At 53.8% G+C, this 25,259-nt stretch carries 27 protein-coding genes and 1 tRNA gene; 11 read left to right on the top strand and 17 right to left on the bottom strand.

From position 1 onward, the window contains the following. Positions 1 to 6: 6 nt before the first annotated feature. Positions 7 to 390: a hypothetical protein gene (locus ACZRMS_RS02855; RefSeq protein WP_448123865.1), complete on the bottom strand. Its 384-nt coding sequence runs from the start codon at positions 388 to 390 to the stop codon at positions 7 to 9. Beyond that, the gene (locus ACZRMS_RS02850) at positions 390 to 1,349 is read right to left on the bottom strand and encodes a replication initiation protein (RefSeq protein WP_448123864.1); all 960 of its coding nucleotides are present in this window, start codon (positions 1,347 to 1,349) and stop codon (positions 390 to 392) included. Before ACZRMS_RS02850 ends, ACZRMS_RS02855 begins: the two co-directional genes overlap by 1 nt. A 417-nt stretch (positions 1,350 to 1,766) precedes the next feature. Between ACZRMS_RS02850 and ACZRMS_RS02845 the strand changes: the two genes are divergently transcribed. The 3 genes from ACZRMS_RS02845 to ACZRMS_RS02835 all read left to right on the top strand — a co-directional run bounded on the left by ACZRMS_RS02845 (position 1,767) and on the right by ACZRMS_RS02835 (position 3,673). Then, positions 1,767 to 2,150 (top strand): hypothetical protein, encoded by a 384-nt coding sequence (locus ACZRMS_RS02845; RefSeq protein ID WP_463994037.1) that lies wholly within the window; start codon positions 1,767 to 1,769, stop codon positions 2,148 to 2,150. Between the two features lie 2 nt (positions 2,151 to 2,152). After that, complete coding sequence (locus tag ACZRMS_RS02840) at positions 2,153 to 2,620, top strand: hypothetical protein (protein ID WP_463994036.1); 468 nt, start codon at positions 2,153 to 2,155, stop codon at positions 2,618 to 2,620. A gap of 342 nt (positions 2,621 to 2,962) precedes the next feature. Further along, positions 2,963 to 3,673 (top strand): hypothetical protein, encoded by a 711-nt coding sequence (locus tag ACZRMS_RS02835; RefSeq protein WP_463994035.1) that lies wholly within the window; start codon positions 2,963 to 2,965, stop codon positions 3,671 to 3,673. A gap of 450 nt (positions 3,674 to 4,123) precedes the next feature. Here the strand turns inward: ACZRMS_RS02835 and ACZRMS_RS02830 are convergent, their stop codons facing one another. The 8 genes from ACZRMS_RS02830 to dapA form a co-directional block, all read right to left on the bottom strand. Beyond that, positions 4,124 to 4,723 (bottom strand): DUF4326 domain-containing protein, encoded by a 600-nt coding sequence (locus tag ACZRMS_RS02830; protein WP_047583247.1) that lies wholly within the window; start codon positions 4,721 to 4,723, stop codon positions 4,124 to 4,126. Continuing rightward, complete coding sequence (locus tag ACZRMS_RS02825; protein WP_083283766.1) at positions 4,720 to 5,163, bottom strand: DUF488 domain-containing protein; 444 nt, start codon at positions 5,161 to 5,163, stop codon at positions 4,720 to 4,722. The genes ACZRMS_RS02830 and ACZRMS_RS02825 overlap by 4 nt, the downstream gene beginning before the upstream one ends. Before the next feature lies 1 nt (position 5,164). After that, positions 5,165 to 5,845 carry a dual OB domain-containing protein gene (locus ACZRMS_RS02820; RefSeq protein WP_139138847.1) on the bottom strand — a complete coding sequence of 227 codons (681 nt, stop codon included), beginning with the start codon at positions 5,843 to 5,845 and terminating at the stop codon, positions 5,165 to 5,167. A 391-nt stretch (positions 5,846 to 6,236) separates the two neighbouring features. Next, positions 6,237 to 6,326, bottom strand: a tRNA-Ser gene (locus tag ACZRMS_RS02815). 92 nt (positions 6,327 to 6,418) lie between these two features. Further along, positions 6,419 to 7,132 carry a phosphoribosylaminoimidazolesuccinocarboxamide synthase gene (gene purC, locus ACZRMS_RS02810; protein WP_048358682.1) on the bottom strand — a complete coding sequence of 238 codons (714 nt, stop codon included), beginning with the start codon at positions 7,130 to 7,132 and terminating at the stop codon, positions 6,419 to 6,421. Between the two features lie 28 nt (positions 7,133 to 7,160). Continuing rightward, positions 7,161 to 7,919 carry an MBL fold metallo-hydrolase gene (locus tag ACZRMS_RS02805; protein WP_463994034.1) on the bottom strand — a complete coding sequence of 253 codons (759 nt, stop codon included), beginning with the start codon at positions 7,917 to 7,919 and terminating at the stop codon, positions 7,161 to 7,163. A 4-nt stretch (positions 7,920 to 7,923) separates the two neighbouring features. After that, positions 7,924 to 9,039 carry an outer membrane protein assembly factor BamC gene (bamC, locus tag ACZRMS_RS02800; protein WP_463994033.1) on the bottom strand — a complete coding sequence of 372 codons (1,116 nt, stop codon included), beginning with the start codon at positions 9,037 to 9,039 and terminating at the stop codon, positions 7,924 to 7,926. A gap of 17 nt (positions 9,040 to 9,056) precedes the next feature. Continuing rightward, a complete protein-coding gene (gene dapA / locus ACZRMS_RS02795) occupies positions 9,057 to 9,935 on the bottom strand; it encodes a 4-hydroxy-tetrahydrodipicolinate synthase (protein ID WP_463994032.1) in 879 nt (292 codons plus the stop codon). Between the two features lie 328 nt (positions 9,936 to 10,263). Here dapA and ACZRMS_RS02790 point away from each other — a divergent pair, with 328 nt between their 5' ends. Continuing rightward, complete coding sequence (locus tag ACZRMS_RS02790; RefSeq protein WP_048358686.1) at positions 10,264 to 10,824, top strand: glycine cleavage system transcriptional repressor; 561 nt, start codon at positions 10,264 to 10,266, stop codon at positions 10,822 to 10,824. A gap of 12 nt (positions 10,825 to 10,836) precedes the next feature. Next, the gene (locus tag ACZRMS_RS02785) at positions 10,837 to 11,310 is read left to right on the top strand and encodes a peroxiredoxin (protein WP_463994031.1); all 474 of its coding nucleotides are present in this window, start codon (positions 10,837 to 10,839) and stop codon (positions 11,308 to 11,310) included. Between the two features lie 108 nt (positions 11,311 to 11,418). Here the strand turns inward: ACZRMS_RS02785 and queF are convergent, their stop codons facing one another. Together queF and copI are read right to left on the bottom strand one after the other, a co-directional pair. After that, positions 11,419 to 12,249: an NADPH-dependent 7-cyano-7-deazaguanine reductase QueF gene (gene queF / locus ACZRMS_RS02780; protein ID WP_463994030.1), complete on the bottom strand. Its 831-nt coding sequence runs from the start codon at positions 12,247 to 12,249 to the stop codon at positions 11,419 to 11,421. 82 nt (positions 12,250 to 12,331) lie between these two features. Beyond that, positions 12,332 to 12,868 carry a copper-resistant cuproprotein CopI gene (gene copI / locus ACZRMS_RS02775; protein WP_463994029.1) on the bottom strand — a complete coding sequence of 179 codons (537 nt, stop codon included), beginning with the start codon at positions 12,866 to 12,868 and terminating at the stop codon, positions 12,332 to 12,334. Positions 12,869 to 13,021: 153 nt separating this feature from the next. Here copI and ACZRMS_RS02770 point away from each other — a divergent pair, with 153 nt between their 5' ends. Both ACZRMS_RS02770 and ACZRMS_RS02765 read left to right on the top strand, forming a co-directional pair. Beyond that, on the top strand, positions 13,022 to 13,702 hold the full coding sequence (locus ACZRMS_RS02770; RefSeq protein WP_463994028.1) for a heavy metal response regulator transcription factor: 681 nt from the start codon (positions 13,022 to 13,024) through the stop codon (positions 13,700 to 13,702). Then, positions 13,702 to 15,051 carry a heavy metal sensor histidine kinase gene (locus ACZRMS_RS02765; RefSeq protein WP_463994027.1) on the top strand — a complete coding sequence of 450 codons (1,350 nt, stop codon included), beginning with the start codon at positions 13,702 to 13,704 and terminating at the stop codon, positions 15,049 to 15,051. The genes ACZRMS_RS02770 and ACZRMS_RS02765 overlap by 1 nt, the downstream gene beginning before the upstream one ends. A gap of 101 nt (positions 15,052 to 15,152) precedes the next feature. On the opposite strand, the gene ACZRMS_RS02760 is transcribed toward ACZRMS_RS02765, so the two are convergent. From ACZRMS_RS02760 to ACZRMS_RS02750, 3 genes are all read right to left on the bottom strand, one after another. Beyond that, on the bottom strand, positions 15,153 to 16,397 hold the full coding sequence (locus ACZRMS_RS02760; RefSeq protein ID WP_463994026.1) for a lipoprotein-releasing ABC transporter permease subunit: 1,245 nt from the start codon (positions 16,395 to 16,397) through the stop codon (positions 15,153 to 15,155). 63 nt (positions 16,398 to 16,460) lie between these two features. Continuing rightward, complete coding sequence (gene lolD, locus ACZRMS_RS02755) at positions 16,461 to 17,144, bottom strand: lipoprotein-releasing ABC transporter ATP-binding protein LolD (RefSeq protein ID WP_463994025.1); 684 nt, start codon at positions 17,142 to 17,144, stop codon at positions 16,461 to 16,463. A 7-nt stretch (positions 17,145 to 17,151) separates the two neighbouring features. After that, on the bottom strand, positions 17,152 to 18,402 hold the full coding sequence (locus ACZRMS_RS02750; RefSeq protein WP_048358694.1) for a lipoprotein-releasing ABC transporter permease subunit: 1,251 nt from the start codon (positions 18,400 to 18,402) through the stop codon (positions 17,152 to 17,154). Between the two features lie 94 nt (positions 18,403 to 18,496). Between ACZRMS_RS02750 and ACZRMS_RS02745 the strand changes: the two genes are divergently transcribed. Together ACZRMS_RS02745 and ACZRMS_RS02740 are read left to right on the top strand one after the other, a co-directional pair. Next, positions 18,497 to 19,090: a PilZ domain-containing protein gene (locus tag ACZRMS_RS02745; protein WP_463994024.1), complete on the top strand. Its 594-nt coding sequence runs from the start codon at positions 18,497 to 18,499 to the stop codon at positions 19,088 to 19,090. Positions 19,091 to 19,092: 2 nt separating this feature from the next. Then, positions 19,093 to 19,815: a glycerophosphodiester phosphodiesterase gene (locus ACZRMS_RS02740; RefSeq protein WP_463994023.1), complete on the top strand. Its 723-nt coding sequence runs from the start codon at positions 19,093 to 19,095 to the stop codon at positions 19,813 to 19,815. 42 nt (positions 19,816 to 19,857) lie between these two features. Here ACZRMS_RS02740 and sthA read toward each other — a convergent pair whose 3' ends face one another. Further along, positions 19,858 to 21,252 carry a Si-specific NAD(P)(+) transhydrogenase gene (gene sthA / locus ACZRMS_RS02735; RefSeq protein ID WP_463994022.1) on the bottom strand — a complete coding sequence of 465 codons (1,395 nt, stop codon included), beginning with the start codon at positions 21,250 to 21,252 and terminating at the stop codon, positions 19,858 to 19,860. 266 nt (positions 21,253 to 21,518) lie between these two features. Here sthA and ACZRMS_RS02730 point away from each other — a divergent pair, with 266 nt between their 5' ends. Beyond that, on the top strand, positions 21,519 to 22,082 hold the full coding sequence (locus tag ACZRMS_RS02730) for a chalcone isomerase family protein (protein ID WP_463994021.1): 564 nt from the start codon (positions 21,519 to 21,521) through the stop codon (positions 22,080 to 22,082). A gap of 155 nt (positions 22,083 to 22,237) precedes the next feature. Continuing rightward, the gene (tcuC, locus tag ACZRMS_RS02725) at positions 22,238 to 23,536 is read left to right on the top strand and encodes a tricarballylate/proton symporter TcuC (RefSeq protein ID WP_463994020.1); all 1,299 of its coding nucleotides are present in this window, start codon (positions 22,238 to 22,240) and stop codon (positions 23,534 to 23,536) included. Between the two features lie 166 nt (positions 23,537 to 23,702). Here the strand turns inward: tcuC and ACZRMS_RS02720 are convergent, their stop codons facing one another. Beyond that, entirely contained in the window at positions 23,703 to 25,166 is a 1,464-nt protein-coding gene (locus ACZRMS_RS02720) for a glyceraldehyde-3-phosphate dehydrogenase (protein ID WP_463994019.1), read from the bottom strand. Positions 25,167 to 25,259 lie beyond the last annotated feature (93 nt).

Below are 25,259 nucleotides of genomic sequence, written 5' to 3'. Positions count from 1 at the left end.
TGATCGTTAAGCCGTAGGCTTTGGTTGATTTTTTATCTCGACGTTATCGACTTCGTTTGTCAAATATTCGGTCGCTTCTTTTAATGCCCTTGTGTAATCTAATTCGCTGAGCAATTCCCCGGTGAAAATGTTTCGTTCAAAACCACCGCCATTGATTTTATTTTCAATTAATTCGCTGCTTTCAATTGACGCTTGTGCGACGATCAAAAGTTGTCTCAATAGTCGTTCATCACTCGACTTAATTGCGTCACCTAACAGGGCTGAAACCGTGCTTCTAATGATGTCGCTGGGTATCTGTGCAATCAGTGCCTCTATTCGTAAAACAAGAGCCTGAGCACCTGCGGTAAGGTGCATGATCTTTTTATTTTTGCTGTCTTCTTTTGCTTCCATTATTTCACCTCATTGTTAATTTTATTTTGGCGTTCAATTTCTTCTTTGAATGCGTCATCTAGATCATCATTGAAAGCGTCTAAATTCAGTTTTTTAACAGCTTTCTTTTCGGCATTCGAGACCTTCATTTTTTCAGAAATTGCTTTTTTATTTGCGAAATCTTTATAGAGCGACTTATAGCTGTAATCGACTAAAAATCTCGTAGTTGCTCGATTAGCTTTTTCTTCTTTAAATTCTTCAATCAATCCCATTTCTTGAAGTGCTTCATTTGCCTTTCTTACTTTCATTACGAATGTTTTATCAGGCATTTTATCGCTAATGCGGAAACGTTCTTTTAACATCTCAATGCTGAAATAGTTTGTTTTGTTACGTCTGTTACATATGTACAACACATAAAGAATTCTTTGGTACTCGTTAGTTAATAAGCTCAACATCTTTGTGTCGATCTCGTACAACTCTTTAAGGCTTCCAAAAAAATCAATAAAGCGTTTTGACACTTCGATCTTTCCGCCTTTTTTAGTCAATTCTCCCGTAATGAAGTTTAGAAAAACAGTTTTTGTTCCATCTTCTGTTTCTTCTTCATATTCAATATTAATTTTGTTGAGCTTTCTAATTGACTGCTTGAAAATAGAAAAATACATTGTTCTATGTGATATTTTAACATCAAAGTCATTCATTATTTCATCAAGAGTGAACTCAAATTCATTACTTTTGCTGCTGTACACTTTTCGTAAAATAAATAGAAATACCTCAAAATCATTGAATATAGTCAATGATGTTGAAGCAATATGTATGTTTTTAGCATTGTGGTTTTTAGCTATTTCAAAGCCTTTCGGCTCTTTGTGAGAGTTTATTGTATTGAACAATGGAAGAGCGAGAAAAATGCGAGGAACTGAAACATAACCTTTCAGCTTGAACACTTCTTTTTCTTTGCCGTTTTCCTTTAAAATATATTTCATGGTTATTTTTCACCCTTGTTATACTTATAATTAACCACAAAAAAAACCAATTACAAGATTAAAACAGTAAAAAAATAACAAATGCTATTAACCGTATTATCATGCTTTGAGATTAGCCATATTTTAAAAGACAATCGGTACAAAAAATAAAGAGCGTTAACCGAAACGGGGGAAATAAATAAGGAGCGTTAACCGAGATTTTCAAGATTTCCTTATTCTTGCGGGCTTATTTGATTGTTTCGAGAAAAGAAAAGATATTTACTTCGTAAATCTATATATAAGATGTAGGCGAAAGTCAAAAGCCATTCTGGTGGATCTAAAAATCAAAAACCTTTCTGGTTAGAGCTTAGGCCCTTTATTTTGACTTTTTTAAGGATTGATTTTATTATCCATTTTTTGATCAATGGAAGGGTGAAAATGACATATAACGATTTAGGTAAATACAAAGAAGTCGTTTTCAGCGTCTTAGTTGATCAGTGGTGGAGAGATCCAAGAGATGGTAAGGCATTAGATTGCCTTCATTTCGACGAGTATTGCGATAAAGTATTGCAGCTTAAAACTAACGTAGATATGGGGCTGTTTGGTGTTGATGCAGGGTTAAGAGCATCGTTAAAAGCCTATACGCTTTACGTTGTTCTTTACACGCTTGGGCTTCGGGAATCCGAGGTCGAAAGCCAAGAAAACCTACAAATAATAAAAGAAGAAATATCAAAAACAGTTGAAAGCAACTGGCCTGAATATTACTTTAGAATGGAAAATACTTTTTCCATTTTTCTCCGTCAATTACATAAGGTTGTTTAACAATGTCGAAATTGCTTGATCTACTCGCACAACAAAACGCAATGACTGAGCAACAAAATGCCATTGCTGAACAAATCAAGATCCTTGAAGCTGATGAGAAAGAAGCTAAGGTGATGAAATTTGTTGAAGAGCTTGAAGCCCTACGAAAGAAACACGGCTATAACGTGGCCGATTTTGTCGGTGTGGTGCATTCCCTACACAACGTTAAAACTCCCGCTAAAAACACCCAAAGCGTGAGCGACAAGACACCCAAAGAGGCAAAGCCACAATTTAAAGTAGTGGTTGATGGTGTTGAAGTGGTGCTTAAAGAAAGCACACAAGGGAAGATGAAGCCTGATCTTGAAAAGGCTGTTAAAGCCGCTGGCTTCACAAAATACAAAGATTACCTTGCGGATCTGATCAAGAAAAACGAGGTTGCGGACTTCGACGCATTGATCAAAAAGCTAAACGGCGTCCCTGTCACTGCCTGATATTTTTCGCGAGAAATTGAAGCCCCTTGATTGGGGCTTTTTTGTGCCTGTTTGGGTTAGGCCCTTTCTTTTGACAATTTATTTTTCAATAAAATATCGTCAATTTTATTTTAGAAAATTTCGCGAATTATTGAGTATTACCTGTTTTACGATGGTCGTTTTATGGCTTGGGTAAGCAATAAATTACGTGTCAATAGCATATTGAAAATATATTTAAGGTCGGACATTATTTAAAAATAGGGTTAGACGATAATACTTATTGATCAAAATATATAGGCCCCCTTGTTTGACTTATTCTTTTTTTGTGTTTTCATTTAAGTAACAACTCAGAAAAGGAGATTTATGAAAAACATTAAAAGCAAATTCAAAATATCAGAACTCGCAAACGACGCTTTTTATTCGTGCGTTGATCTTGGTTCTGATAAGTATTTCAAAAACAAACCGTTAGACCCGACGAAGTTTTTACTTGTCACTAATAACGAATCGGCTTTCAAGGTGGGTCAATACAAGCTAAAAGACTATTTCAATTCTGATGAGTATGCGGATGCGACACAGAAGAGAATCCACTTAATTGATCTTGATGAATATGATCATGATTACGTTGCTATAAAACTTTGCTTGACTAAGAAATACAAAACGATTTCATCACATCCTTTGAATCATGAATTGATCAAATATGTTTCATCAGATGATGCTGAAATGGTCAAAGGTGTTGCAATGGACGCTTTTGTAAGAAAAGGTTTTGAGGATCATTATTTTAATGATGATTACTTTAAGTTCCAAGAAATCAAAATGGAATACAGGATCAGAATTTCCGTTGTGAAGAATAGAAAAGTCATTAAGAATATTAGAGTTAATATGGGTTATTTAACGATGATTCATACTAGTAAACCGTTTGACTATCAAGAAACAGAAAGCGAAGAAAAGCTAGCAACAAGAGCTTCTGTGTGTAATCCGATTTATAGATACAAAGGCAATGATTACATGGCGGTTTTTAATGAAAGCAATAAACGTTATAAAGATTATGTTGAAAAAATAACTAGAAAACTTTGATTACAAGGGGGAAAAATAATAAAAGGCTCATTCATGGGCTTTTTTGTTTTTAACAGGCGATTTTCCGATTATCGCGACCCTAGTTAAATCGGCTTTTTAAATTTCAAATGTCAATAATCCGTTATTAGGAAATAACACGGCAATAGATTATTGAAATCTCCTATTTTTACGGCATTTATTTTTTGTGTTAGGCCCCCTTTTTTGACTTTTCAAGCTTGTGATTTTAAAGCGAAGCGTCACCAGAATGCGGAGCCACTGCACCGCCCCGCGTAGCGGCCACACACCGCGTATTCCGGCGATTTCTCACACTGGTACAAGTCCCAGCGTTCAAAACCACCCTGATCGGGAATCGAGGGCTTTTAACGCACCATTGGCCGGGCGTTCACAACCGGGCCAATACCCACAGAGTGAGATAGCGTCTGGGCACTCGACAAGCGTAAACCTGTCGAGTCACTGCCCATCGTCTTGGGAGTTGAGATAGTTGGCGATTACATCACCATGACACGCCGCAGGCTTGCAGTGACAACCGAGCGTCTTACCCCTTAGTTTTTCGATATTTTCATCAAATTTTTCGGGCAGTTTCAAAAAACGCTTATCAAAATCATAAGCGAATTTGGCTATTACCTCATCGCGGGTGCCTTCCTTGCCCATCTGGTAGGGGTTTCCCCATAGGGTTCCTCTACCAATGTAAACATCGTAACTATCACCCATGTCTTTATTAGACACCTTGGTGATTTTCAAATTGATAATTCTTGTGGGTATTTCTTTTTCCCTCAATTCATTATCGAGTATAAAAAAACAATTTCGCTCTTCATCTTGAAAAAGAATGGCGTGCGTGACTTCTTTCAACGCTTCTTTATCCGAGTCAAAGTGCGTTGCGTGCAAACCCTTCGACTTTGAATATTTTTCGATAAATTCGTTTTCGTCACGCACAAAAATTAGCTCTACCTTTTCAAGAGAGCTGATAATTTTATCGACTTTTCTCTCAAATTTTGAATATGAAAGAAAGTCGATAGGATAAGCAATTAAAACTTTTGCATCGTTACTCATATTAAATCTTTTACAACCGCGTCAGATTGATCCCACGCTTGCTTGAGATAATTTGCAACCAGCCGTCTATGGCACTGATGCGGCTGATGCTCACTGCACAACAAGCAACCTTCATCAATAATTTCAGGCTTTACGTGTTTTTCAATATTTCGCTTCGCCATAAGGTTGAGGAATTTATCCTCGTACTGCTGCCAAGAAATCTCTTTCTTTTGGTATGGCGACAAAATTTCTTTTGTAGGAGCCAGCTCAGGAACATGGACGTAATCAACGTCACATAATTCTTTCAGGAAGTATTTCAAATCGTCTCTTTTTGCAAAACCTGAGAGCTGAGAAATGTTGTTCAACCGAACGTCAACAATTCGCTTTGTGCCTGATAGTTTTATCAAAGAGAAAAAGCGTTCTGCTTTTTTCTCAGTAAAACCGATTGTAAAAATTTTCATATTATCCCCTGAAAATCTCTGCCACAATTTTCGTGGTGTTTCCATTGGCGAATGGTTCGCCTAAGCTGATTGTCATTGCTTGGATGTTTTGCATTTCATAATTGCCAATACCACGGCCACGAAAATGATCTTGTGCCCAAAGATCAGTGGTTGTTAACGCATATTTAACGCCATTATAGTGAAAATTAAGGCGTATTTTGATTTTATCATCTCGCTCTTTTGCAACGGATACATTCAAATGTCCGCCATCCGGTTGAACCATTACAAGAGACGACGGTTGGTCTAGGGCTATACGATGCCCCGAAATTTTATCATTTTCACCGTATTCACTGCTGTCACCATTACTCCAAAGAGCGTTTGGAGCATCAATCCATTGGTGTATATTTCTTTGATCGAGTCTGCCCAACTTTATCCATCCGGTGCCGGATACTATTAAATTTTCATGCTGGAAGGTATCAGGTTCCCGGACAGTAAATTCAATTCGAATAATGTCCAATATTTGAGCAAATTGATTTTGGCCATAATTCATTTGAGCAAATGTAATTTGTCTGTGGCCTACGGTTGGGCTTACCGGCCTGATCCATTCGCCAGAGCGGTCACCACCGTATATTTTTCCCGCGATGCATCTCCCCCCATGCTTCCACGAGTTTGCAAGACAGACCATATCTAATGTGTGCGGCATTGGCGTACCCCTTCCGTGATGGCTATGTGCTTCACATACTCTCTTCGCCACCGCTGCAAATCAACCCTCCTTTGGTTGATCTTTTCCTACACCGACTGAGAGCCGCAGCACGTCAAACGGTCTGTACCGAAATATAGGGGCTTTGAATGCACATTCGCTCGCGTGCTATGCAAAGCGACGCGAACCCCGCCGTTTCGCACCATAGACGGTCACACAGGATGCTGACCAATGAGAAGTGACGGTAGGGCTTAGTCGCTCAATTAAAAAATACAGACGAAAAAAAACAGCGATTTGATCGCTGCAGCTTGGCAAAAAATTGCTACAAACTACTGCTACAAATCACTGCTTTTAGACCTTCGTAACTCATTGATTTACAAAGGTTTTTCTGTAATGGCGGAGAGATAGGGATTCGAACCCTAGGTACTGTCGCCAGTACAACGGATTTCGAATCCGTCCCATTCGGCCACTCTGGCATCTCTCCAACGGCGCGCATCATAACGCGGTTTCTGATTATGGCAAAGCCTTTTTTCAAAAAAACCGCGTGCTATCAGTTGCTTGCGCGCCTTTTACAGCTTAAAGCGGAACGCCGAGGCGGTTTGCAACTTCTTCGTAGGCTTCAATTACGTCGCCCAGACCCTGGCGGAAGCGGTCTTTGTCCATTTTCTTGCCGGTAGCCTTGTCCCACAGACGGCAGCCGTCCGGGCTGAATTCATCGCCCAGGACGATCGAGCCGTCGTGGAACACACCGAATTCAAGCTTGAAGTCCACCAGCAGCAAGCCAGCGTCGTCGAACAGTTTGTTCAACACTTCGTTGACCTTGAGCGACAGTTCTTTCATGCGAACCAACTGCTCGGCAGTGCCCCAACCGAATGCCACAACGTGGGATTCGTTGATGAACGGGTCGCCCTTGGCGTCGTCCTTGAGGAACAGCTCGAAGGTGTAAGGGTTGAGCTTCATGCCCTCTTCGACACCCAGACGCTTGACCAGGCTGCCAGCCGCGTAGTTACGCACGACGCACTCGACCGGGATCATGTCGAGTTTTTTGACCAGGCATTCGTTGTCGCCCAGCAGTTTGTCGAACTGGGTCGGCACGCCGGCTTCTTCGAGTTTCTGCATGATGAAGGCGTTGAACTTGTTGTTCACCATACCTTTGCGATCGAGCTGCTCAATACGCTTGCCGTCGAACGCCGAAGTGTCGTTGCGAAACAGCAGGATCAAGCGGTTTTCGTCGTCGGTCTTGTAAACCGATTTCGCTTTACCGCGATAGAGTTCTTCACGTTTTTCCATGATGGGCTCCGCATGCTAAGTAGGTGGGCTAGGCGATTGTGCGCCAGTCGAGCCCTGAATCTTGATCGGCCAGTTGCAGCCAGTCCGGGTCGCACCCAAGGGTGTCGACAAAACATTGCCGGGCCAGCTGCGGCAGGTTGTTCTTGCTGCTGAGGTGGGCCAGTACCAGGTGTTGCAGGTCTTGCCAGCCCAACTCGGCCACCAGGCTTGCGGCCTGATGGTTGTTCAGATGTCCTTCCTGGCCACCCACCCGCTGCTTGAGAAAAGCCGGGTAGTGACCACGGGCAAGCAGGTCACGGCAGTGGTTGGCCTCGATCATCAGCGCATCCAGGCCGCTATAGCTGTCCAGCACACCATCACAATACGAGCCCAGATCGGTGAGCAAGCCAAACCGCCGCTTGCCGTCACTGAACACGTACTGTGTGGGTTCCTGGGCATCATGGGCAACACGGGTCACGCTGATGCTCAACGCTCCGATCTGCAACGTCTCGCCACCTGCCACAAAGCCGGCAGGCTCCAGAGGTTTGCGCATCCCGCGCTGAGTGCCACGACTCATGTACACCGGCAAATTGTAGCGCCGAGACAGCAAACCCACGCCATGCACGTGGTCGGCATGTTCGTGGGTTACCAGAATCGCGCTCAACTGGTGCGCGCTAACGCCCAGCCTGGCCAGGCGGCGCTCGGTTTCTCGCAACGAGAAACCGCAATCGACCAGTACATAGGTGCTGTCGCTGGCTATCAGCGTGCCATTCCCTTGGCTACCACTGCCGAGAACGGCAAAACGCATAAAATCAGCCCAGGTTGTCTTGGATTACGCCCAACACTTTGCGTGCCACTTCTGGCGAGGCAACGGTGTTGATGTTTTCTTCGACAGTCACCTGAACGCTGTCACCGACCTTGCTCAGGCGAACCTGATAGCGCTGGGCACGGGCTTCAACTTCTTCCCTGGCCGGCTTGCTGCCAAAGAGACCGGAGAAGAAACCAGGTTTCTCGTCCTTTTTCTCGGCTTTTTCGGCGAGGTTGATGTAGTACAGGCCCAAGGTCCGGTTGATGTCTTCAACGCGCCATTCGCCCTGCTCAAGCGCACGGCCCACACCGGACCAGGCACGGTCGAGGTCTTCGGTCAGGGTCAGCACCGGGTTGCCGCTACCGTCTTCGCTCAGGCTGACGCGTGCCGGGGTGTCGAAATCACGTGCAGCAAGCAACGACACCGAACCGCCCTTCTCGGCGCTACGGTTCATGCTGACCAGCATTTCATCAACCAGTGCGGCATCCAGACCGGTATTGACCGAACGGGCGCCAAAATCGACGTTGGCGGTGCTGCCGGCAGGACGATTGGCGCTGACAACGTAGATTTCGCTGGTGTTGCGCTGCACACCCGGCTCGATCCGCACCCGCAGGCGGGTCTCGCTGTCGGCGGCCAGGCCGCTGCTGCCCACATGGCGGGCCATCGGAGCCGAAAGCTCGTCAGCACGCTGCCAGGTGGTCGTGAACTCGCCGGTTTGCGGGCGTTGTTCGTCGATACGGAAACCGTTGTCCTGGAAGAACTGCATCGCCACCGGCCAGACTTCAGACGGGGAACGTTGCGACATTACCCAACGGCTGTCGCCGTTTTTCTGCAGGCTGTAGTCGTTGGAGCTGGCGGCCACAGCCAATGGCTGTGGACGCGGCACTTCAAACTCGCCCTTGACGTTGTCATCGGGCACGTTGCTCGGGATCGGCAACAGCGGCACAAGGCGCTTGTCAGTCTGAACACCTTGCGGCAACTGCATTGGCGGCGTTTGACGCGCCTCCAGATAATCGCTGCCACGGTCGCGGAAGTAACCCTCTTGACCCCACAGCCAACCGCAGCCGCTGGTGCTCGAAATAATCACGGCTAGTGCGGAAAGTCCGGCCAATCGCTTCATGCGTAGTGCTTCCTCAATTAAACCAAGACACCGGACTGGCGCATTGCCTGACGCAGTGGTTCGTGGCAAGGCTCGCTGAGCCAGGTGAGTGGCAGACGGATACCGTCCGACATCAAGCCCATCTCATGCAGAGCCCATTTCACGGGGATAGGGTTGGATTCGATAAACAGGGTTTTATTGAGCGGCATCAGCTTTTCGTGAAGCGCACGGGCGGTTTCGGCATCGCCACGCATCGCGGCGGCGCACAGATCGCTCATGTCACGCGGAGCAACGTTGGCGGTCACCGAAATGTTGCCTTTGCCGCCGAGCAGGATCAGCTCAACTGCCGTCGCGTCGTCGCCGGAGTACACCAGGAAGTCGCTGCTGACACCGGCCAGGATGTCCTTGACGCGCTGCAGGTCGCCAGTGGCTTCCTTGATGCCGATGATGTTCGGCACGGTCGACAGGCGCACAACGGTCGCTGGCAGCATGTCGCAGGCAGTGCGGCCCGGTACGTTGTAAAGGATCTGCGGGATGTCTACCGCTTCTGCGATGGTACGAAAGTGCTGATACAAGCCTTCCTGGGTCGGCTTGTTGTAATACGGAGTCACCAGCAGGCATGCATCTGCGCCAGCGGCCTTCGCATTAGTGGTCAGCTCGATCGCTTCACGCGTCGAGTTGGCGCCTGTACCGGCAATCACCGGAATGCGCCCTGCAACCTGTTTGACAACGTGACGAATCACTTCGATGTGTTCGTTCACATCCAGAGTTGCCGATTCACCTGTAGTGCCAACGGCAACAATGGCGTTGGTGCCCTCTTGCAGGTGAAAGTCCACCAGTTTGCTCAGAGCGTCCCAATCAAGACGACCTTGTGCATCCATAGGTGTGACCAGTGCCACCATACTGCCCGCAATCATGCAACCGCTCCTGCCGGAAAAAGAGAGCCGTAATGGTACTGGCGCCATGACCCTTGCACAAGCAACAGCGCGCCCGATGAGCATTCCCCTTCGCGTCGGTTTTCGCTACCCTTCAGCCTTTGATTGGTACTGATGCGCGCGCAGGTCTGTTTCACGGGCCTTCACCAGGCGCTCAAAGCCCCGCCCAAACGCCGCCTAGCGCGGTTTGCAGAGCCTGCAAACCGTCTGCAATGCCGTGTTTTCGGGCTTCTGGCGTTTTGAGAGGCAACCGGTATTCGACTCGCAGCCCATCGACCGTACTGACCACTCATCGTTTTAGGAAGGCTGAATGTCCACCCCCACAGTTCGCGAACAATTCCTTGTCATCAGTGCCCTTGGCGCCAACCCAATGGAGCTGACCAACGTCCTGTGCCGCGCCAGCCATGATAATCGCTGCGCCGTCGTGACCTCGCGCCTCACTCGCCACGGCGAATGCAGCGCGCTGGTCCTGGAAATCACTGGCAGCTGGGACGCCCTGGCCCGCCTTGAAGCCGGCTTGCCCGCACTGGCCAAAAAGCACGCTTTCAGCGTCAATGTTGTGCGTAGTGCCCCGCTCGAAACCCGCCCGCAAGCGCTGCCGTATGTAGCGTATGTCAGCTCGGCCTACCGCTCGGACATCATCAACGAGTTGTGCCAGTTCTTCATGGACCACAACGTAGAACTCGAAAACCTGACGTGCGACACCTATCAGGCCCCGCAAACCGGCGGCACCATGCTCAACGCCACGTTCACCGTGACCTTGCCGGCCGGCATTCAAATCAGCTGGCTGCGCGATCAGTTCCTGGACTTCGCCGACGCGTTGAACCTCGATGCGCTGATCGAGCCGTGGCGCCCACAGAACCCGATGTAAGGAAGCACACTCATGGCCGTTGCAATTGACCAACCCGTAGACGACTTCCAGATCCCGGCAACCAGTGAAAAAACCGTCAGCCTGTCGCAACTCAAGGGCAAGCAGGTGGTGATTTACTTCTACCCCAAGGACAGCACGCCGGGCTGCACCACTGAGGGCCAGGGCTTTCGCGACCATTACGCCGAGTTTCAGGCGGCCAATACCGAAGTGTTTGGTGTGTCCCGCGACAGCCTCAAGTCCCATGAGAACTTCAAGGCCAAGCAAGGCTTCCCGTTTGAGTTGCTGAGCGACAAGGACGAAGCCCTGTGCCAGCTGTTTGACGTGATCAAGCTGAAAAAACTGTACGGCAAGGAGTACATGGGCGTTGATCGCAGCACGTTCCTGATCGACAAGGACGGCGTGCTGCGTCACGAGTGGCGCGGCGTAAAAGTGCCGGGCCATGTTGAGGCGGTACTCGAGCAAGCCAAGGTGCTGAATCAGCGCTGAAGTTCCAACTGCTGTGTAGCTGCTGCGAAGGCTGCGACAAGGTCCGAAGGGCCTTCAAAACAGGGTAGCCACGCTACCCATCGCAGCCTGCGGCAGCAGGATTTGCAGTTACTGACGCACCAGCCGCACATTCTGGAACTCAACCGTTTCGGTGCTGCGGTACGGGTTGATATCCAGCCCGCCACGTCGCACATAGCGCGCATAAACGGTCAGCTTTTCAGGTTTGAGCAAACGTTGCAGGTCGAGAAAGATCCGCTCCACACATTGCTCGTGGAAGTCCGAGTGCTGGCGAAAGCTCACCAGATACGCCAGCAAACTGGCGTGATCCAGCGCCGCGCCGCGGTACTCGACCACTACGGTGCCCCAGTCCGGCTGACTGGTGACCGGACAGTTGGATTTGAGCAGATGGCTATAGACGCTCTCTTCGATCAGCTGCGACTCGTCGCATTTGAGCAACTCGGGACGCGGCTGCTCGTAATCACTGACGCTGATGTCCAGATCATCAATGCACACGCCGGGCAAAACGCCCACACCGTCAGCCTGAACGTCATCCAGGCTGCGTACGCGAACACTGACAGGCTTGCCCGATGCTGCTGACAAATCTGCCTGCAAGGTGGCTTCAAGGCTTTGGGTATCGACGAACACGGTCTGGTTCAGCGAGTTCAGGTACAACTTGAACGACTTGGACTCCACGATGTTCGGCGAATCGGCGGCAAAGCAGAACTCGCCAATGGCCACCACCGGCTTGCCCGATGGCAGCAGCCAGGACAGCTCGAAGCAGTTCCAGAAATCCACCCCGACATAAGGCAGCGTTTCGGCGCTCAGCCCCAGTTCTGCCCATTTCGCCGCACGCGGGATCGGGAACAGCAAGGACGGAGTGTAGGTGCTGATGTATTCACTGGACTTGCCCAGCGGGGAATGTTCGGCGGCGGGATGCATGACAAAAAACCTGGCTAGAAAAACCCGGTAATTCTATCGGGTTTGTCTCGCAGTTTCAGCGCCCGCAGACGATCTGCCCTGTTTAAGGTGCAACTTTGACCTTGCCGACCATGCCCGCCTGGTAGTGACCGGGTACATTGCAGGCGAATTCCAGGTTGTCGGCCTTGCTGAAAGTCCAGGTCAGCTCAGAGGTTTTACCCGGCTCGACCAGCACGCTGTTGGGATCATCGTGCTTCATGCCAGGCATCGGCTGCGATCCGTGGCCCATGGCGGCGTGATCCATCCCCCCATGGCTCATGCCGGTGGGTGTGAGCATGCCGCTTTGTTGCATTTCGAGCATTTCCTTCTGGTGCGCCGCGTGCATCGCGGCATCGCCCAGATTGAATTCGTGCAACAGCTGGCCTTTATTGACCAGGACAAAGCGCACGGTCTCACCGGCTTTGACCTCCAGCGACCGGGGTGAGAACGCCATATCGGTCATGTCTATCTCCACTGTACGCGTGGCACTGGCGGCGGGCGCGGGCTGGCCAAAATCATAATGGCCGCCAGGCGATGCCATCACTGGCAAGCTCAGCACCAACAAACACGCGGCAAGAGACAATCGGTTACGTGCGGTCATACTTACTCCCAGAAACTAAAGGTCAGGCTTACCACCACTTTAAATCCCGGTACTGGCATTCAACTGACCGTTAGATTACAACTTTGTCAGTTTGACCCTACGCCACAAACTCCAAGGTATAAGGCTGACGTTCTTTTTTACGACGAGTCGACCATGAAACTGCTGATTGTCGAAGACCAGGTCAAAACCGGGCAGTACTTGCGCCAGGGCCTGAGTGAGGCCGGGTTCACCACCGAGCTGGCGGCTGACGGCATCACTGGCCAGCATCTGGCGCTGACCGGGGATTATTCGCTGCTGATTCTCGACGTGATGCTGCCCGGTCGCGACGGCTGGCAAATCCTGAAAGCGGTGCGCAGCGCAGGGCTGGACATCCCGGTGCTGTTTTTGACCGCCCGCGATGCTGTCGATGACCGCGTCTACGGCCTGGAATTGGGGGCCGACGATTATCTGGTCAAGCCGTTCGCATTTTCCGAACTGCTGGCCCGGGTTCGCAGCCTGCTGCGTCGTGGCAGCAACACCCCCCAGGAAACCAGCCTGCAACTGGCCGACTTGCGCCTGGACCTGATCCGCCGCCGCGCCGAGCGCAATGGCCAACGCATTGACCTCACCGCAAAGGAGTTCTCCCTGCTGGAGCTATTCCTGCGCCGCCAGGGCGAAGTCCTGCCCAAGTCCTTGATCGCGTCTCAGGTGTGGGACATGAACTTTGACAGCGACACCAACGTCATCGAAGTTGCGATTCGCCGCCTGCGCCTGAAAATCGACGACAACCACGAACACAAGCTGATTCACACCATGCGCGGCATGGGCTACGTACTCGAAGAGCGCAGCAGTTGATGCGCCGCCTGTCACTGAGCAGCCGCCTGGCACTGCTGTTTGCCGGCTGTACCGCGGTGGTATCGCTGTTTGCCGGCGTGCTGTTCGGGCGGGCCAGTGAAGTACATTTCGTCGAGCTCGACCAACAACTGATGGAAAGCCGCCTCGCCGTCCTGCGCAGCACACTGCAAGGCGCAGATACCCTGGAGGGTTTCACCGGGCGCCTGCCAGCACTCCTGCAGGATCTGGCCCACCAGCCGGACCTTGCGGTACGGGTTCGTGGCCCGGACGGGCATCTGTGGTTTGACAGCTCACCGCGCCTGCCACTGGAACTTGCGACCCAGCCGGGCCTGGGCAGCCTGCAAATCAACGGCACTGATTACCGGGTACTGGCGCCCCAGAACGACACCCCGAACGCACCGCATCTGACGTTGTTACTGGACATCACCCACCACCAGCACTTTCTGCAGCGCATGCAACGCCTGATCTGGATGACAGTGGGCCTCTCAGCGCTGGCCACGGCGATTCTCGGCGCCTGGGCGGCCCGTAGCGGCTTGCGCCCCTTGCGCCGCATGAGCGCGATTGCAGCCAGCGTTTCGGCCGACTCACTCAACGCCCGTCTGCCCCAGGAACAAATGCCGGCCGAACTGGCCGAGCTGGCCACGGCCTTCAACGCCATGCTTGGGCGTCTGGATGATTCATTTCAGCGATTGTCTGCATTCTCCGCCGATATCGCCCATGAGTTGCGCACTCCGCTGTCCAACCTGCTGACCCACACCCAGGTCACCCTGACGCGCCCGCGGGGCATTGAAGAGTATCGCGAGGCGCTGCACAGCAACCTTGAGGAACTGCAATGGATGGCGCAGCTGGTCAACGACATGCTGTACCTGGCCAAGGCTGACCACGGCCTGCTCACGCCACGCCGCGAAGCGCTGGACCTGGGCAAGGAAGTGGATGCTTTGCTGGAGTTTTACGCTCTACTGGCCGAAGACTCCCGGATCGAACTGACACGTGAAGGCCGTGCACACATGGCCGGTGACCGCAGCATGCTGCGGCGCGCCCTCTCCAACCTGCTGGATAACGCACTGCGTTACACCCCGGCTGGCGGAGCGATCAAGGTGCGGATGGGCGAATCGACAGCCTGCGTACGCATCAGCATTGAAAACACCGGCCCGGGGATTCCTGCCGAGTTGTTGCCGCGCCTGTTTGATCGCTTTTATCGGGCAGACCCGGCGCGGCGCGAAGGCAGCAGCGAGCATGCGGGATTGGGACTGGCCATCACCCAATCGATCATTCGCGCCCATGGCGGGCAGATTCGGTGTGAGTCACAGGAAGGGATAACGCGATTTGTAGTTGAGTTGCCGGCCTGACCTTCATGCGTGAGAGCAGGCTTGCTCGCGATAGAGGCGCTGCGGTCTGTCATGCTAACCGCAGTGATCCAATCGCGAGCAAGCCCGCTCCGCACCTCCGCTCAGGAATAACGCAACGCATGGGCCGGCTGGATTTGCGACGCCCGATACGCCGGATACAGCGTGGCCAGAAAGCTCAGTACAAAGCCGGCGCCACAGATCAACGCCACATCGCCGCCTTGCAGCTCTGACGGCAAATTACTGACGAAGTACACGTCGGAACTGAAGATGTGCTGCCCGGAAACCCGCTCCACCCAGCCCACCAGCTCACTCACGTTCAGCGCTGCAATCACACCCAGCACACCGCCGATCAAGGTGCCCACAATACCGATCACCGTACCCTGCACCATGAAAATGGCCATGATCTGACGCGGCGTGGCGCCAATGGTGCGCAAGATCGCGATATCGGCGCCCTTGTCGTTCACCACCATGATCAGGGTCGCGATGATATTGAACGCTGCCACGGCAACGATCATCAGCAGCAACAGGCCAATCATGGTTTTTTCCATTTTCATGGCACTGAACAGACTGCCCTGGGTGTGGGTCCAGTCATCTGCCTTGTAACCGGCGCCCAGGCCCGCAGCCACCTGCTGCGAAACCTGCGGCGCGGCGTAGAGGTCCTTGACCGCCAGACGCACGCTTTGCACCTGATTCGGTTCCCAGTGCGCAATGGCGGCGGCATCGGCCATATGGATCAGGCCCATGGTGCCATCGAGCTCGGCACCGACCTTGAAGATGCCGACCACGTTCAAGCGCTGCAAACGCGGGGTAATCCCGCCCGGCGCGGTACTGGCTTCAGGCACGATCAAGGTGATCTTGTCGCCCACGGTCAAGCGAAAGCGGCGGGCCGTGATATCGCCCAGCACCACCCCGAATTCGCCGGGTTTCAGGTCTTCGAGGCTGCCCTGCACGATGTGCCGGGTCACGATCGATACCTTCCCTTCCTGCGCCGGATCAATGCCGCTGATCTGGATCGGCTGCATCGAGCCTTTAAAGGACAGCATGCCGTCCATTTCGGTGAAGGGGACGGCTGCCGTGACTTCCGGGTTTTTCAGTGCGGCTTCGGCCACCGGGCGCCAGTCATCGATCGGCTTGGCCCCAACGATGGTCGCGTGGGGCACCATGCCGAGGATGCGGTTACTCATTTCACGCTGAAAACCGTTCATCACCGACAACACCACGATCATCGCCAGCACGCCAAGGGCGAGGCCGATCATCGAAGTCATGGAGATAAACGAAACAAAACGATTGCGGCGTTTGGCGCGGGTATAGCGCGTGCCGATAAATATCGATAACGGTCTGAACATTCGCGGGCACCGTATAAAAATTAAAGACCCGACGCCCGCTTGCAGGCGTCGGGTGCTGGCCGGTCAGATCGCAGTCAGGCAACCGTCTTGAAGGTGCAACACGCGATCCATCTGGCGGGCCAGGTTCATGTCATGGGTCACCACCAGAAACGCGGTGCGCATCGAGGTGCTCAGCTCCAGCATCAGGTCCTGAATGCCTTGGGCGGTGTGGGAATCGAGGTTGCCGGTGGGCTCATCGAGCATCACCAGCCCCGGGTTATTGACCAGCGCCCGGGCAATGGCTACACGCTGGCGCTCGCCGCCTGACAGTTCCGACGGCTTGTGCTCCAGGCGATGGCCCAGACCCACCCGGGTCAGCAGCGCAGTGGCACGCTCACGCGCCTCAGGGATCGACGTCTTGCCGATCAGCAGCGGCATGCAGACGTTTTCCAGCGCGGTAAATTCGGGCAGCAAATGGTGAAACTGGTAAACGAAACCCAGGGAGCGGTTACGCAACTGGCCACGGGCCTTTTCGCCCAGCGCCGACAGTTCTTCACCCGCCAGCCACACACTGCCGCTGGACGGCGTATCGAGACCACCGAGCAAGTTGAGCAAGGTACTTTTGCCCGAGCCCGAGGTGCCGACAATCGCTACCCGCTCACCGGGGTGCAACTCAAGCTGCAGGCCCGACAGTACAACCACCGACTCAGGGCCTTCCTCGTAGGACTTGCCCAGGTCGCGGCAACTCAACACTGCTTGTTCTTTCATGCCCAACTCACTCATAACGAAGCGCCTGCGCAGGCTGGGTGCGCGCAGCACGCCAGGCCGGGTACAAGGTCGCGAGGAAACTCAGAACCAATGCCGCGCCACACACCATCAACACGTCCTGCGCCTGCAATTGCGACGGCAGGTAGTCGATGAAGTACACATCGGCATTGAGAAACTTGTGACCGATCAGGCCTTCGAGCGCCGAGATCGCAGCGCTGACATTGAGCGCGGCAAACATGCCGACCAGTGCGCCGATCGCGGTCCCGACCACACCGATGACGGTGCCCTGGACCATAAAGATCGCCATGATCGTGCCGGGCGTCGCACCCAGTGTGCGCAGGATGGCGATATCGCCTTTCTTGTCATTGACCACCATCACCAGCGTGGAAATGATGTTGAACGCGGCAACGGCCACAATCAGCAGCAACAGCAGGCCGATCATGGCTTTTTCCATGCGTATGGCCTGGTACAGGTTGCCGTGGGTACGGGTCCAGTCACGGGCGTAATACTGGCTTTCACCCAGCTGCTGTGCGATTTCCCATGCGGTACGCGGGGCCTCGAACAGATCATCGAACTTCAGCCGCAGGCCCTGCACCTGATCGGGTTTCCAGCGCTGCAAGCGCGCCAGGTCCTGCAGGTTGGTAATGCCCAGATAACCGTCGATTTCACCGGCACCGACATGGAAAATGCCCTGCACGGTGAAGCGCTTCATGCGTGGAAACATGCCGGCCGGGGTCACCGTGACTTCCGGCGCGACGAACGTCAGCTTGTCGCCTACAACCACGCCAAGTTTCTTCGCGGCCTTGTCGCCAATGATGATGCCGAAGCTGCCGGGTGTCAGCGAATCCAGCTGCCCCTGCTGCATGAATTGATCGATGATCGAGACATTGCGCTCCTGCGCCGGGTCGATGGCATTGAGCAGCACCTTCTGCACATTACCGTCATTGGTCAGCAAACCCTGCATCTGGGTGAATGGCGCCACGGCCTCCACCTTCGGGTTTTGCTTGACCCTGGCGGCCAGGCTTTGCCAGTCGCTGATCGGTTGATCACCCACGATGGTCGCGTGGGGCACCATGCCCAGCACACGGGTGCGCATCTCATGATCGAAGCCGTTCATCACCGACAGCACCACAATCATCACGACCACGCCGAGGGCGAGTCCGATCATTGAAGTCAGAGAAATGAACGACACAAAATGATTGCGGCGCTTTGCACGGGTATAACGCGTGCCGATAAATAAAGAGAGAGGTCTGAACATGTCGGGGCTTGTTCGAGGGAAAAGAAGACGTCCTTGTGGCGGGGCCTGATAAGCAGCTTTACACTCAGACCACAGCCGCCATCACGGGTTCGCCATGTCGACATTAAATGACGCAGATCGCCGCGAATACTACCGTATCGAGGATACGATCGCACTGGAAATAACCCCGCTGTCGGCCCCCGAAGCCGCGAGCGGCGAAGTGTTGCAGGATGCGTCGCCATTGTTCAATTTGCTCAGCGAATTACACCTGAGCGAATTCGAGTCCCAGCACCTGCTGCGCCAGATCAGCGAGCGTGACCGCACGCTGTCCAGCTACCTGAAAACCCTCAACAAACGCGTCGACCTGCTCAGCCAGATCGTCGCTCAAACCGTGCTGGGAGAGATCGGCGAGCTGCAACCGGTGACGCTGTCCGAAGGCGGTATCGAGTTTCAGTACCCACAACCCTGCCCGGCGGGCAGCCATCTTTCAGTCAAGCTGGTACTGATGCCGCAAGCCCTGGGCTTGCTGTTGCGCGCCCGGGTCGTCAACTGCCAGGCGCAGGATGACCACTACACTATCGACACAGAATTCGAATCCATCACCGATGCGCAACGCCAGCTGTTGGCGCGCTACATTTTGCAAAAGCAGGCGCAGGCACGTCGACTGGCCCGCGAACAAGACGAATCCGCAGCTAAAGACAAGGAGTAACTGTGACCCTGATTTATGGCCATCGCGGCGCCAAAGGCGAAGCACCGGAAAACACCCTTGCCAGCTTTGAGCAATGCCTCAAGCATGGCGTTCGTCGCTGTGAACTGGACCTTCACCTGTCCAAAGATGGCGAACTTATGGTGATCCACGACCCGACCCTCAAGCGCACCACTGACCGGCGCGGCAAGGTTATCGAGCACACCGCCGCCGACCTGGTGACCTATGACGCACGCAAGGGCGGCCCGGGCTGGATGCAGCCGTGCCCGATCCCGCGCCTTGAAGAGCTGTTTGAAAAGTGCGATTTCGAACATTGGCAGCTGGAAGTCAAAAGCGCATCTCGCACCCGCGCTGCGACTACCGTACTGGCCATTCGTGAAATGGCTGTGCGCCACGGCATCATGGACAAGGTTACTGTCACCTCAAGCTCGCGCGAAGTGCTCAGGGCGGCACTGGAGCTGACCCCGGATTTGTCTCGCGGACTGGTAGCCGAGTACGCCTGGCTTGACCCGATAAAAGTGGCACAGAGTTATGGTTGCCAGATGCTGGCGCTGAACTGGACACTCTGCACGCCTGAGCGCCTTGAAAAGGCCCAGCGCCAGGGTTTGCATGTGTCGGTATGGACAGTCAACGAACCTGCGCTGATGCGCAGGCTCGCCGACTTCGGCGTAGATAGCCTGATTACAGACTTTCCCGGTTTGGCCACTGCCACCCTCGGGAATGGCTGAAATCGGTCTCCCCGGCCGGCTCAGGCCACCGGCCGGAGCCGCTCAAAAAAGCCGGTTTAGACCGTCGTAAGCAGCTACCCGATAAGCTTCAGCCATGGTCGGGTAGTTGAACGTGGTGTTGACGAAGTACTTCAGGGTATTGAGCTCACCCGGCTGGTTCATGATCGCCTGACCGATGTGCACGATCTCTGACGCCTGGTAACCGAAGCAGTGAACACCCAGCACTTGCAGGGTTTCACGGTGGAACAGGATCTTCAGCATGCCCTGGGGCTCGCCGGCAATCTGCGCCCGCGCCATGCTCTTGAAGAACGCCTTGCCCACTTCGTACGGCACTTTGGCCTGGGTCAACTCCTGCTCGTTCTTGCCGATCGAGCTGATCTCGGGAATGGTGTAAATACCGGTCGGCACGTCATTGACGAAGCGCCAGCTGCCGTTGTCGACGATGCTGCCCGCTGCCGAACGCCCCTGGTCGTGTGCGGCACTGGCCAGGCTTGGCCAGCCGATCACATCGCCCGCGGCAAAGATGTTGGGCACGGTGGTGCGATAGTTCTCATCAACCGTGATCTGGCCGCGACCATTGGCCTTGATGCCAATGTTTTCCAGGCCCAGCTGATCAGTGTTGCCTGTACGGCCGTTGCACCAGAGCAAGGCATCAGCCTTGATCTTTTTGCCGGACTTGAGGTGCAGGATCACGCCGTTTTCGACGCCTTCAACCCGCTCGTACTCTTCGTTGTGGCGCACGGTGATGTTGTTGTTGCTGAAGTGGTAGCTCAACGCTTGCGAGATCTCGGAATCGAGGAAGCTCAGCAGCTGCTCGCGGTTATCCACCAGCTCAATCAAAACACCCAGACCACTGAAGATCGACGCGTATTCACAGCCAATAACGCCCGCACCGTAAACAATCAGCTTACGCGGGGTGTGGCCCAGGCTCAGGATGGTATCGCTGTCGTAGATACGCGAGTGGTTGAAATCGATATCGGCCGGGCGATAAGGGCGCGAACCGGTGGCGATGATGATTTGCTTGGCCATCAGGGTTTCTACGACGCCGTTGGTGCACACCACTTCAATGGTTTGCTCATCGGTAAAACTGCCGGTGCCGAAGAACAGGTCGACGCGATTGCGCGCATAGAAACCGGTACGCGAAGCCACCTGCTTGGAGATGACTTTTTCGGCGCTTTTCAGTACGTCCGGGAACGAGAACCAGCGCGGCTCGCCAATGGCCCGAAACATCGGATTGGTGTTGAACTGCATGATCTGGCGAACCGAGTGACGCAAGGCTTTGGACGGGATAGTGCCCAAGTGCGTGCAGTTGCCGCCGACCTGACGCCGGCTATCGACCATCGCTACCTTGCGCCCTGCTTTTGCGGCGTTCATTGCCGCACCTTCTCCTGCCGGGCCGGAACCCAGTACCACTACGTCGTAGTTGTAGACAGCCATGCGTACTCCTCAGAACAGGCCGAAGCACCCATTGGGGCACTTGCGGCTAAATCATGTCGCGGCCAGCGCCATGAAGGATCAAAACGTGGGGCACAGTCTATAGAAGCCTGAACGCCGCGAACATTAACCCTTGGTCTGGTCGTTGGCTATTTTTGTATTCACTACATCAGTGATTGAGCTTCACTCTCTTGTGCCTTCGCCGATGCAGCCTTTCGCAGCCTTCGCCAGCGTCACCTGTGCCCAACCATCGATCAGAGCCCACTCTCATGCGCCAGATGTTGATCGTTGCCTTTTTGATATTCAGCGCCACCAGCCAGGCAACCGAGCCCGGGCCGATAAAAGAAGCCAACTTCCCCGAGCAATGGCGAAGCGGCTCGCAGCTCATGGAGCGCAAGGGCCAGATCGTGCTGACCTACCTGTGGGCCGACATTTATGCCGCCGCCCTGTTTACCCAGCCCGACGTCAGCCCGCAACAGGCCTTTAACCAACAACGCGACTTGCGACTTGAGCTGTTCTATTTGCGCGACCTGGATCACGGCGATATCACCAAAGCGTCTGACACCATCCTCAAGCGTCAACAACCCGCCTCCACCCTGGCCAGCCTCGATGCGCCGCTGAAAAACCTGCAATCGAGTTTTGGCGACATCAAGCGCGGGGACCGCTACGCCCTGGACTACAACCCCCGACGCGGCCTGAATATCGAGCGCAATGGCACGGTTATTTTCAATAGCCAGAACCATGAACTGGCCAGGGTCTACCTCGGGATCTGGCTGGCCCCCAAAGGCCTGCCCGAAAAACTGCGCCGGGATTTGCTCGCACAAAGGCCCTGACCCGCCCGTGTAGCGCCAACAAATGTTGCCTACAACTTTTGATACACATATGGTTACAAAACTGTTTTACGCAACGGCGTATGCCTTGGTCTTGCAGTGTGGACGAGTAAAAACACGGATTACGCATAAGAACGGATAAGAGCGGGTGATTTCTGATGGCCTCCAGTACGGGCAAGGGCAAGGCGATTTTTCGCGTTGTCAGCGGTAACTTCCTAGAGATGTTCGACTTTATGGTCTTTGGCTTTTACGCCACGGCCATCGCCAAAACCTTCTTCCCAAGCGATAGCGCTTTCGCATCATTGATGCTCGCCCTGGCCACCTTCGGTGCCGGTTTCCTGATGCGCCCGCTGGGTGCGATCTTCCTCGGTGCCTACATCGACCGTCATGGTCGCCGCAAAGGCCTGATCATTACCCTCGCACTGATGGCAATGGGCACCGTGCTGATTGCCTGCGTTCCGGGCTACGCCACCCTGGGCGTTGCTGCACCGTTACTGGTGTTGCTGGGCCGCTTGCTGCAAGGCTTTTCGGCAGGTGTGGAACTGGGTGGTGTGTCGGTCTACCTGGCTGAAATCGCCACGCCGGGACGCAAGGGCTTCTTCGTTAGCTGGCAGTCCGCAAGCCAGCAGGCTGCCGTGGTCTTTGCAGGCTTGCTCGGGGTTGGCCTCAACCACTGGCTGAGCCCTGAAGAAATGGGCGAATGGGGATGGCGCATCCCGTTCCTGCTGGGCTGCATGATTGTCCCGGTGATCTTCGTCATTCGTAAATCAATGGAAGAAACTCCAGAGTTCGAGGCTCGCAAACATCACCCTACCCTGCGGGAAATCGTGCGTTCTATCGGTCAGAACTTTGGCTTGGTACTGGGAGGCATGGCCTTGGTCGTCATGACCACCGTGTCGTTCTACCTGATCACCGCCTACACCCCGACCTTCGGCAAGGCCGAACTGAACCTGACTGATCTTGAAGCCTTGCTGGTGACGGTATGCATTGGTCTGTCGAACTTCTTCTGGCTGCCCGTGATGGGTTCGCTGTCCGACAAAATCGGGCGCAAGCCACTGCTGCTGGGCTCCACCATTCTGGCGATCCTGACGGCTTATCCTGCGCTGTCCTGGCTGGTGGCCAACCCGAGTTTCAGCCATTTACTGGTCGTCGAGCTGTGGTTGTCGTTCCTGTACGGTTCGTACAACGGCGCGATGGTGGTTGCCCTGACCGAAATCATGCCGATTGAAGTGCGCACCACTGGCTTCTCTTTGGCCTACAGCCTGGCGACCGCGACCTTCGGCGGCTTTACCCCGGCGGCGTGCACGTACCTGATCCATGTACTGAACAACAAGGCGGCACCCGGCCTGTGGCTGACCGGCGCGGCAATACTGGGGTTGATTGCAACCGTGGTGCTGTTCCGTGGTAATCAGCACCAGTTACGTACGGCGCAATCGGCGGTGCCAAGTAACGGCTAAAAGGCTTCACGCAACCTGTGGGAGCGGGCTTGCTCGCGATGCAGGCGATGCGGCTTCACTGAAACGCTGCGGTGATCCAATCGCGAGCAAGCCCGCTCCCACACGTTTTTCTGCACAAAAAAAAACGCCCCGAACCAGTCGGGGCGTTTTCAGTTGCGGCGCTTGCTTAGCGTGGGAACGCTGGCGGGTTAACCCCGGCCATGTCTTCCATCACGCGTACTACCTGGCAGCTGTAACCGAATTCGTTGTCGTACCAAACGTACAGAACAACGCGGTTGTCATTGCAGATAGTGGCTTCAGCATCCACTACACCGGCGTGACGCGAACCCACGAAGTCAGTGGAAACCACTTCCAGCGAGCTCACGAAGTCGATTTGCTTGTGCAGATCGGAGTGCAGCGCCATGTGACGCAGGTACTCGTTCATTTCTTCACGAGTAGCCGACTTCTCAAGGTTCAGGTTGAGAATGGCCATAGACACGTTAGGCGTCGGAACGCGGATCGCGTTACCGGTCAGCTTGCCGGCCAGCTCAGGCAAAGCCTTGGCAGCAGCGGTAGCAGCACCGGTCTCGGTGATAACCATGTTCAGCGCGGCGCTACGGCCACGGCGATCGCCCTTGTGGAAGTTGTCGATCAGGTTCTGGTCGTTGGTGTACGAGTGAACCGTTTCAACGTGACCGTTGACGATGCCGAACTTGTCGTTGACAGCCTTGAGCACCGGCACGATGGCGTTGGTGGTGCAGGATGCCGCCGAAACGATCTTGTCGTCTGCGGTGATTTCGCCGTGGTTGATGCCGTGAACGATGTTCTTCAGCTTGCCTTTGCCAGGCGCGGTCAACACAACGCGGTCGATACCAGGGCACTGCAAGTGCTGGCCCAGGCCTTCTGCGTCACGCCATACGCCGGTGTTGTCCACCAGCAGCGCGTTCTGAATGCCGTACTGGGTGTAATCCACCTCGGTAGGGTTCTTCGCGTAGATCACCTGGATCAGGTTGCCGTTGGCGGTGATGGTGTTGTTGGCTTCATCGACAACGATGGTGCCATCAAACGGGCCATGAACCGAGTCACGACGCAGCAGGCTTGCACGCTTGACCAGATCGTTGTCGGCGCCTTTGCGCACGACAATGGCACGCAGACGCAGACCGTCGCCACCACCGGTTTTTTCGATCAGGATGCGCGCCAGCAGACGGCCGATACGACCGAAGCCGTACAGCACAACATCAGTGCCTTTACGTGGGGAAGCGTTTTGCTGACCCACAACATCGGCCAGCTCTTCGCGTACGAACTGCTCAGCCGTGCGGCCATTGCCTTCGGCCTTGAACTTCACGGCCAGCTTGCCCAGGTCTACCGAAGCAGCGCCGAGCTTGAGCTCGCTCATTGCCTTGAGCAGCGGGAAAGTTTCGTGCACGGACAATTCGATGTCATCGGACTGACGATGGCGAGCAAAGCGGTGCGCTTTGAGAATCGCAATGACTGAACGGTTGATCAGGCTGCGGCCATAGATCGAGCTCACCACGTTGTTATTGCGGTAAAGCTGACCGATAAGCGGGATCATCGCTTCTGCGAGTGCTTCACGGTCGATCCACTCACCAAGACACTGGTCGGGCTTCTGAGTCACGGGAACCTTCCACATGTAGGGGCTGAAAAAAGGGGCTACATTATGCCGCCGTGCCCATGCAGGGGCAATGCACGCCTGTCACACACCGTAACTGAAACGATTAAGCAC

The sequence above is a fragment of the Pseudomonas sp. B424 genome, assembly GCF_055408345.1.
Note: the sequence above shows the minus strand (reverse complement) of the source record. Positions and strands in the feature narration are given on the sequence as shown.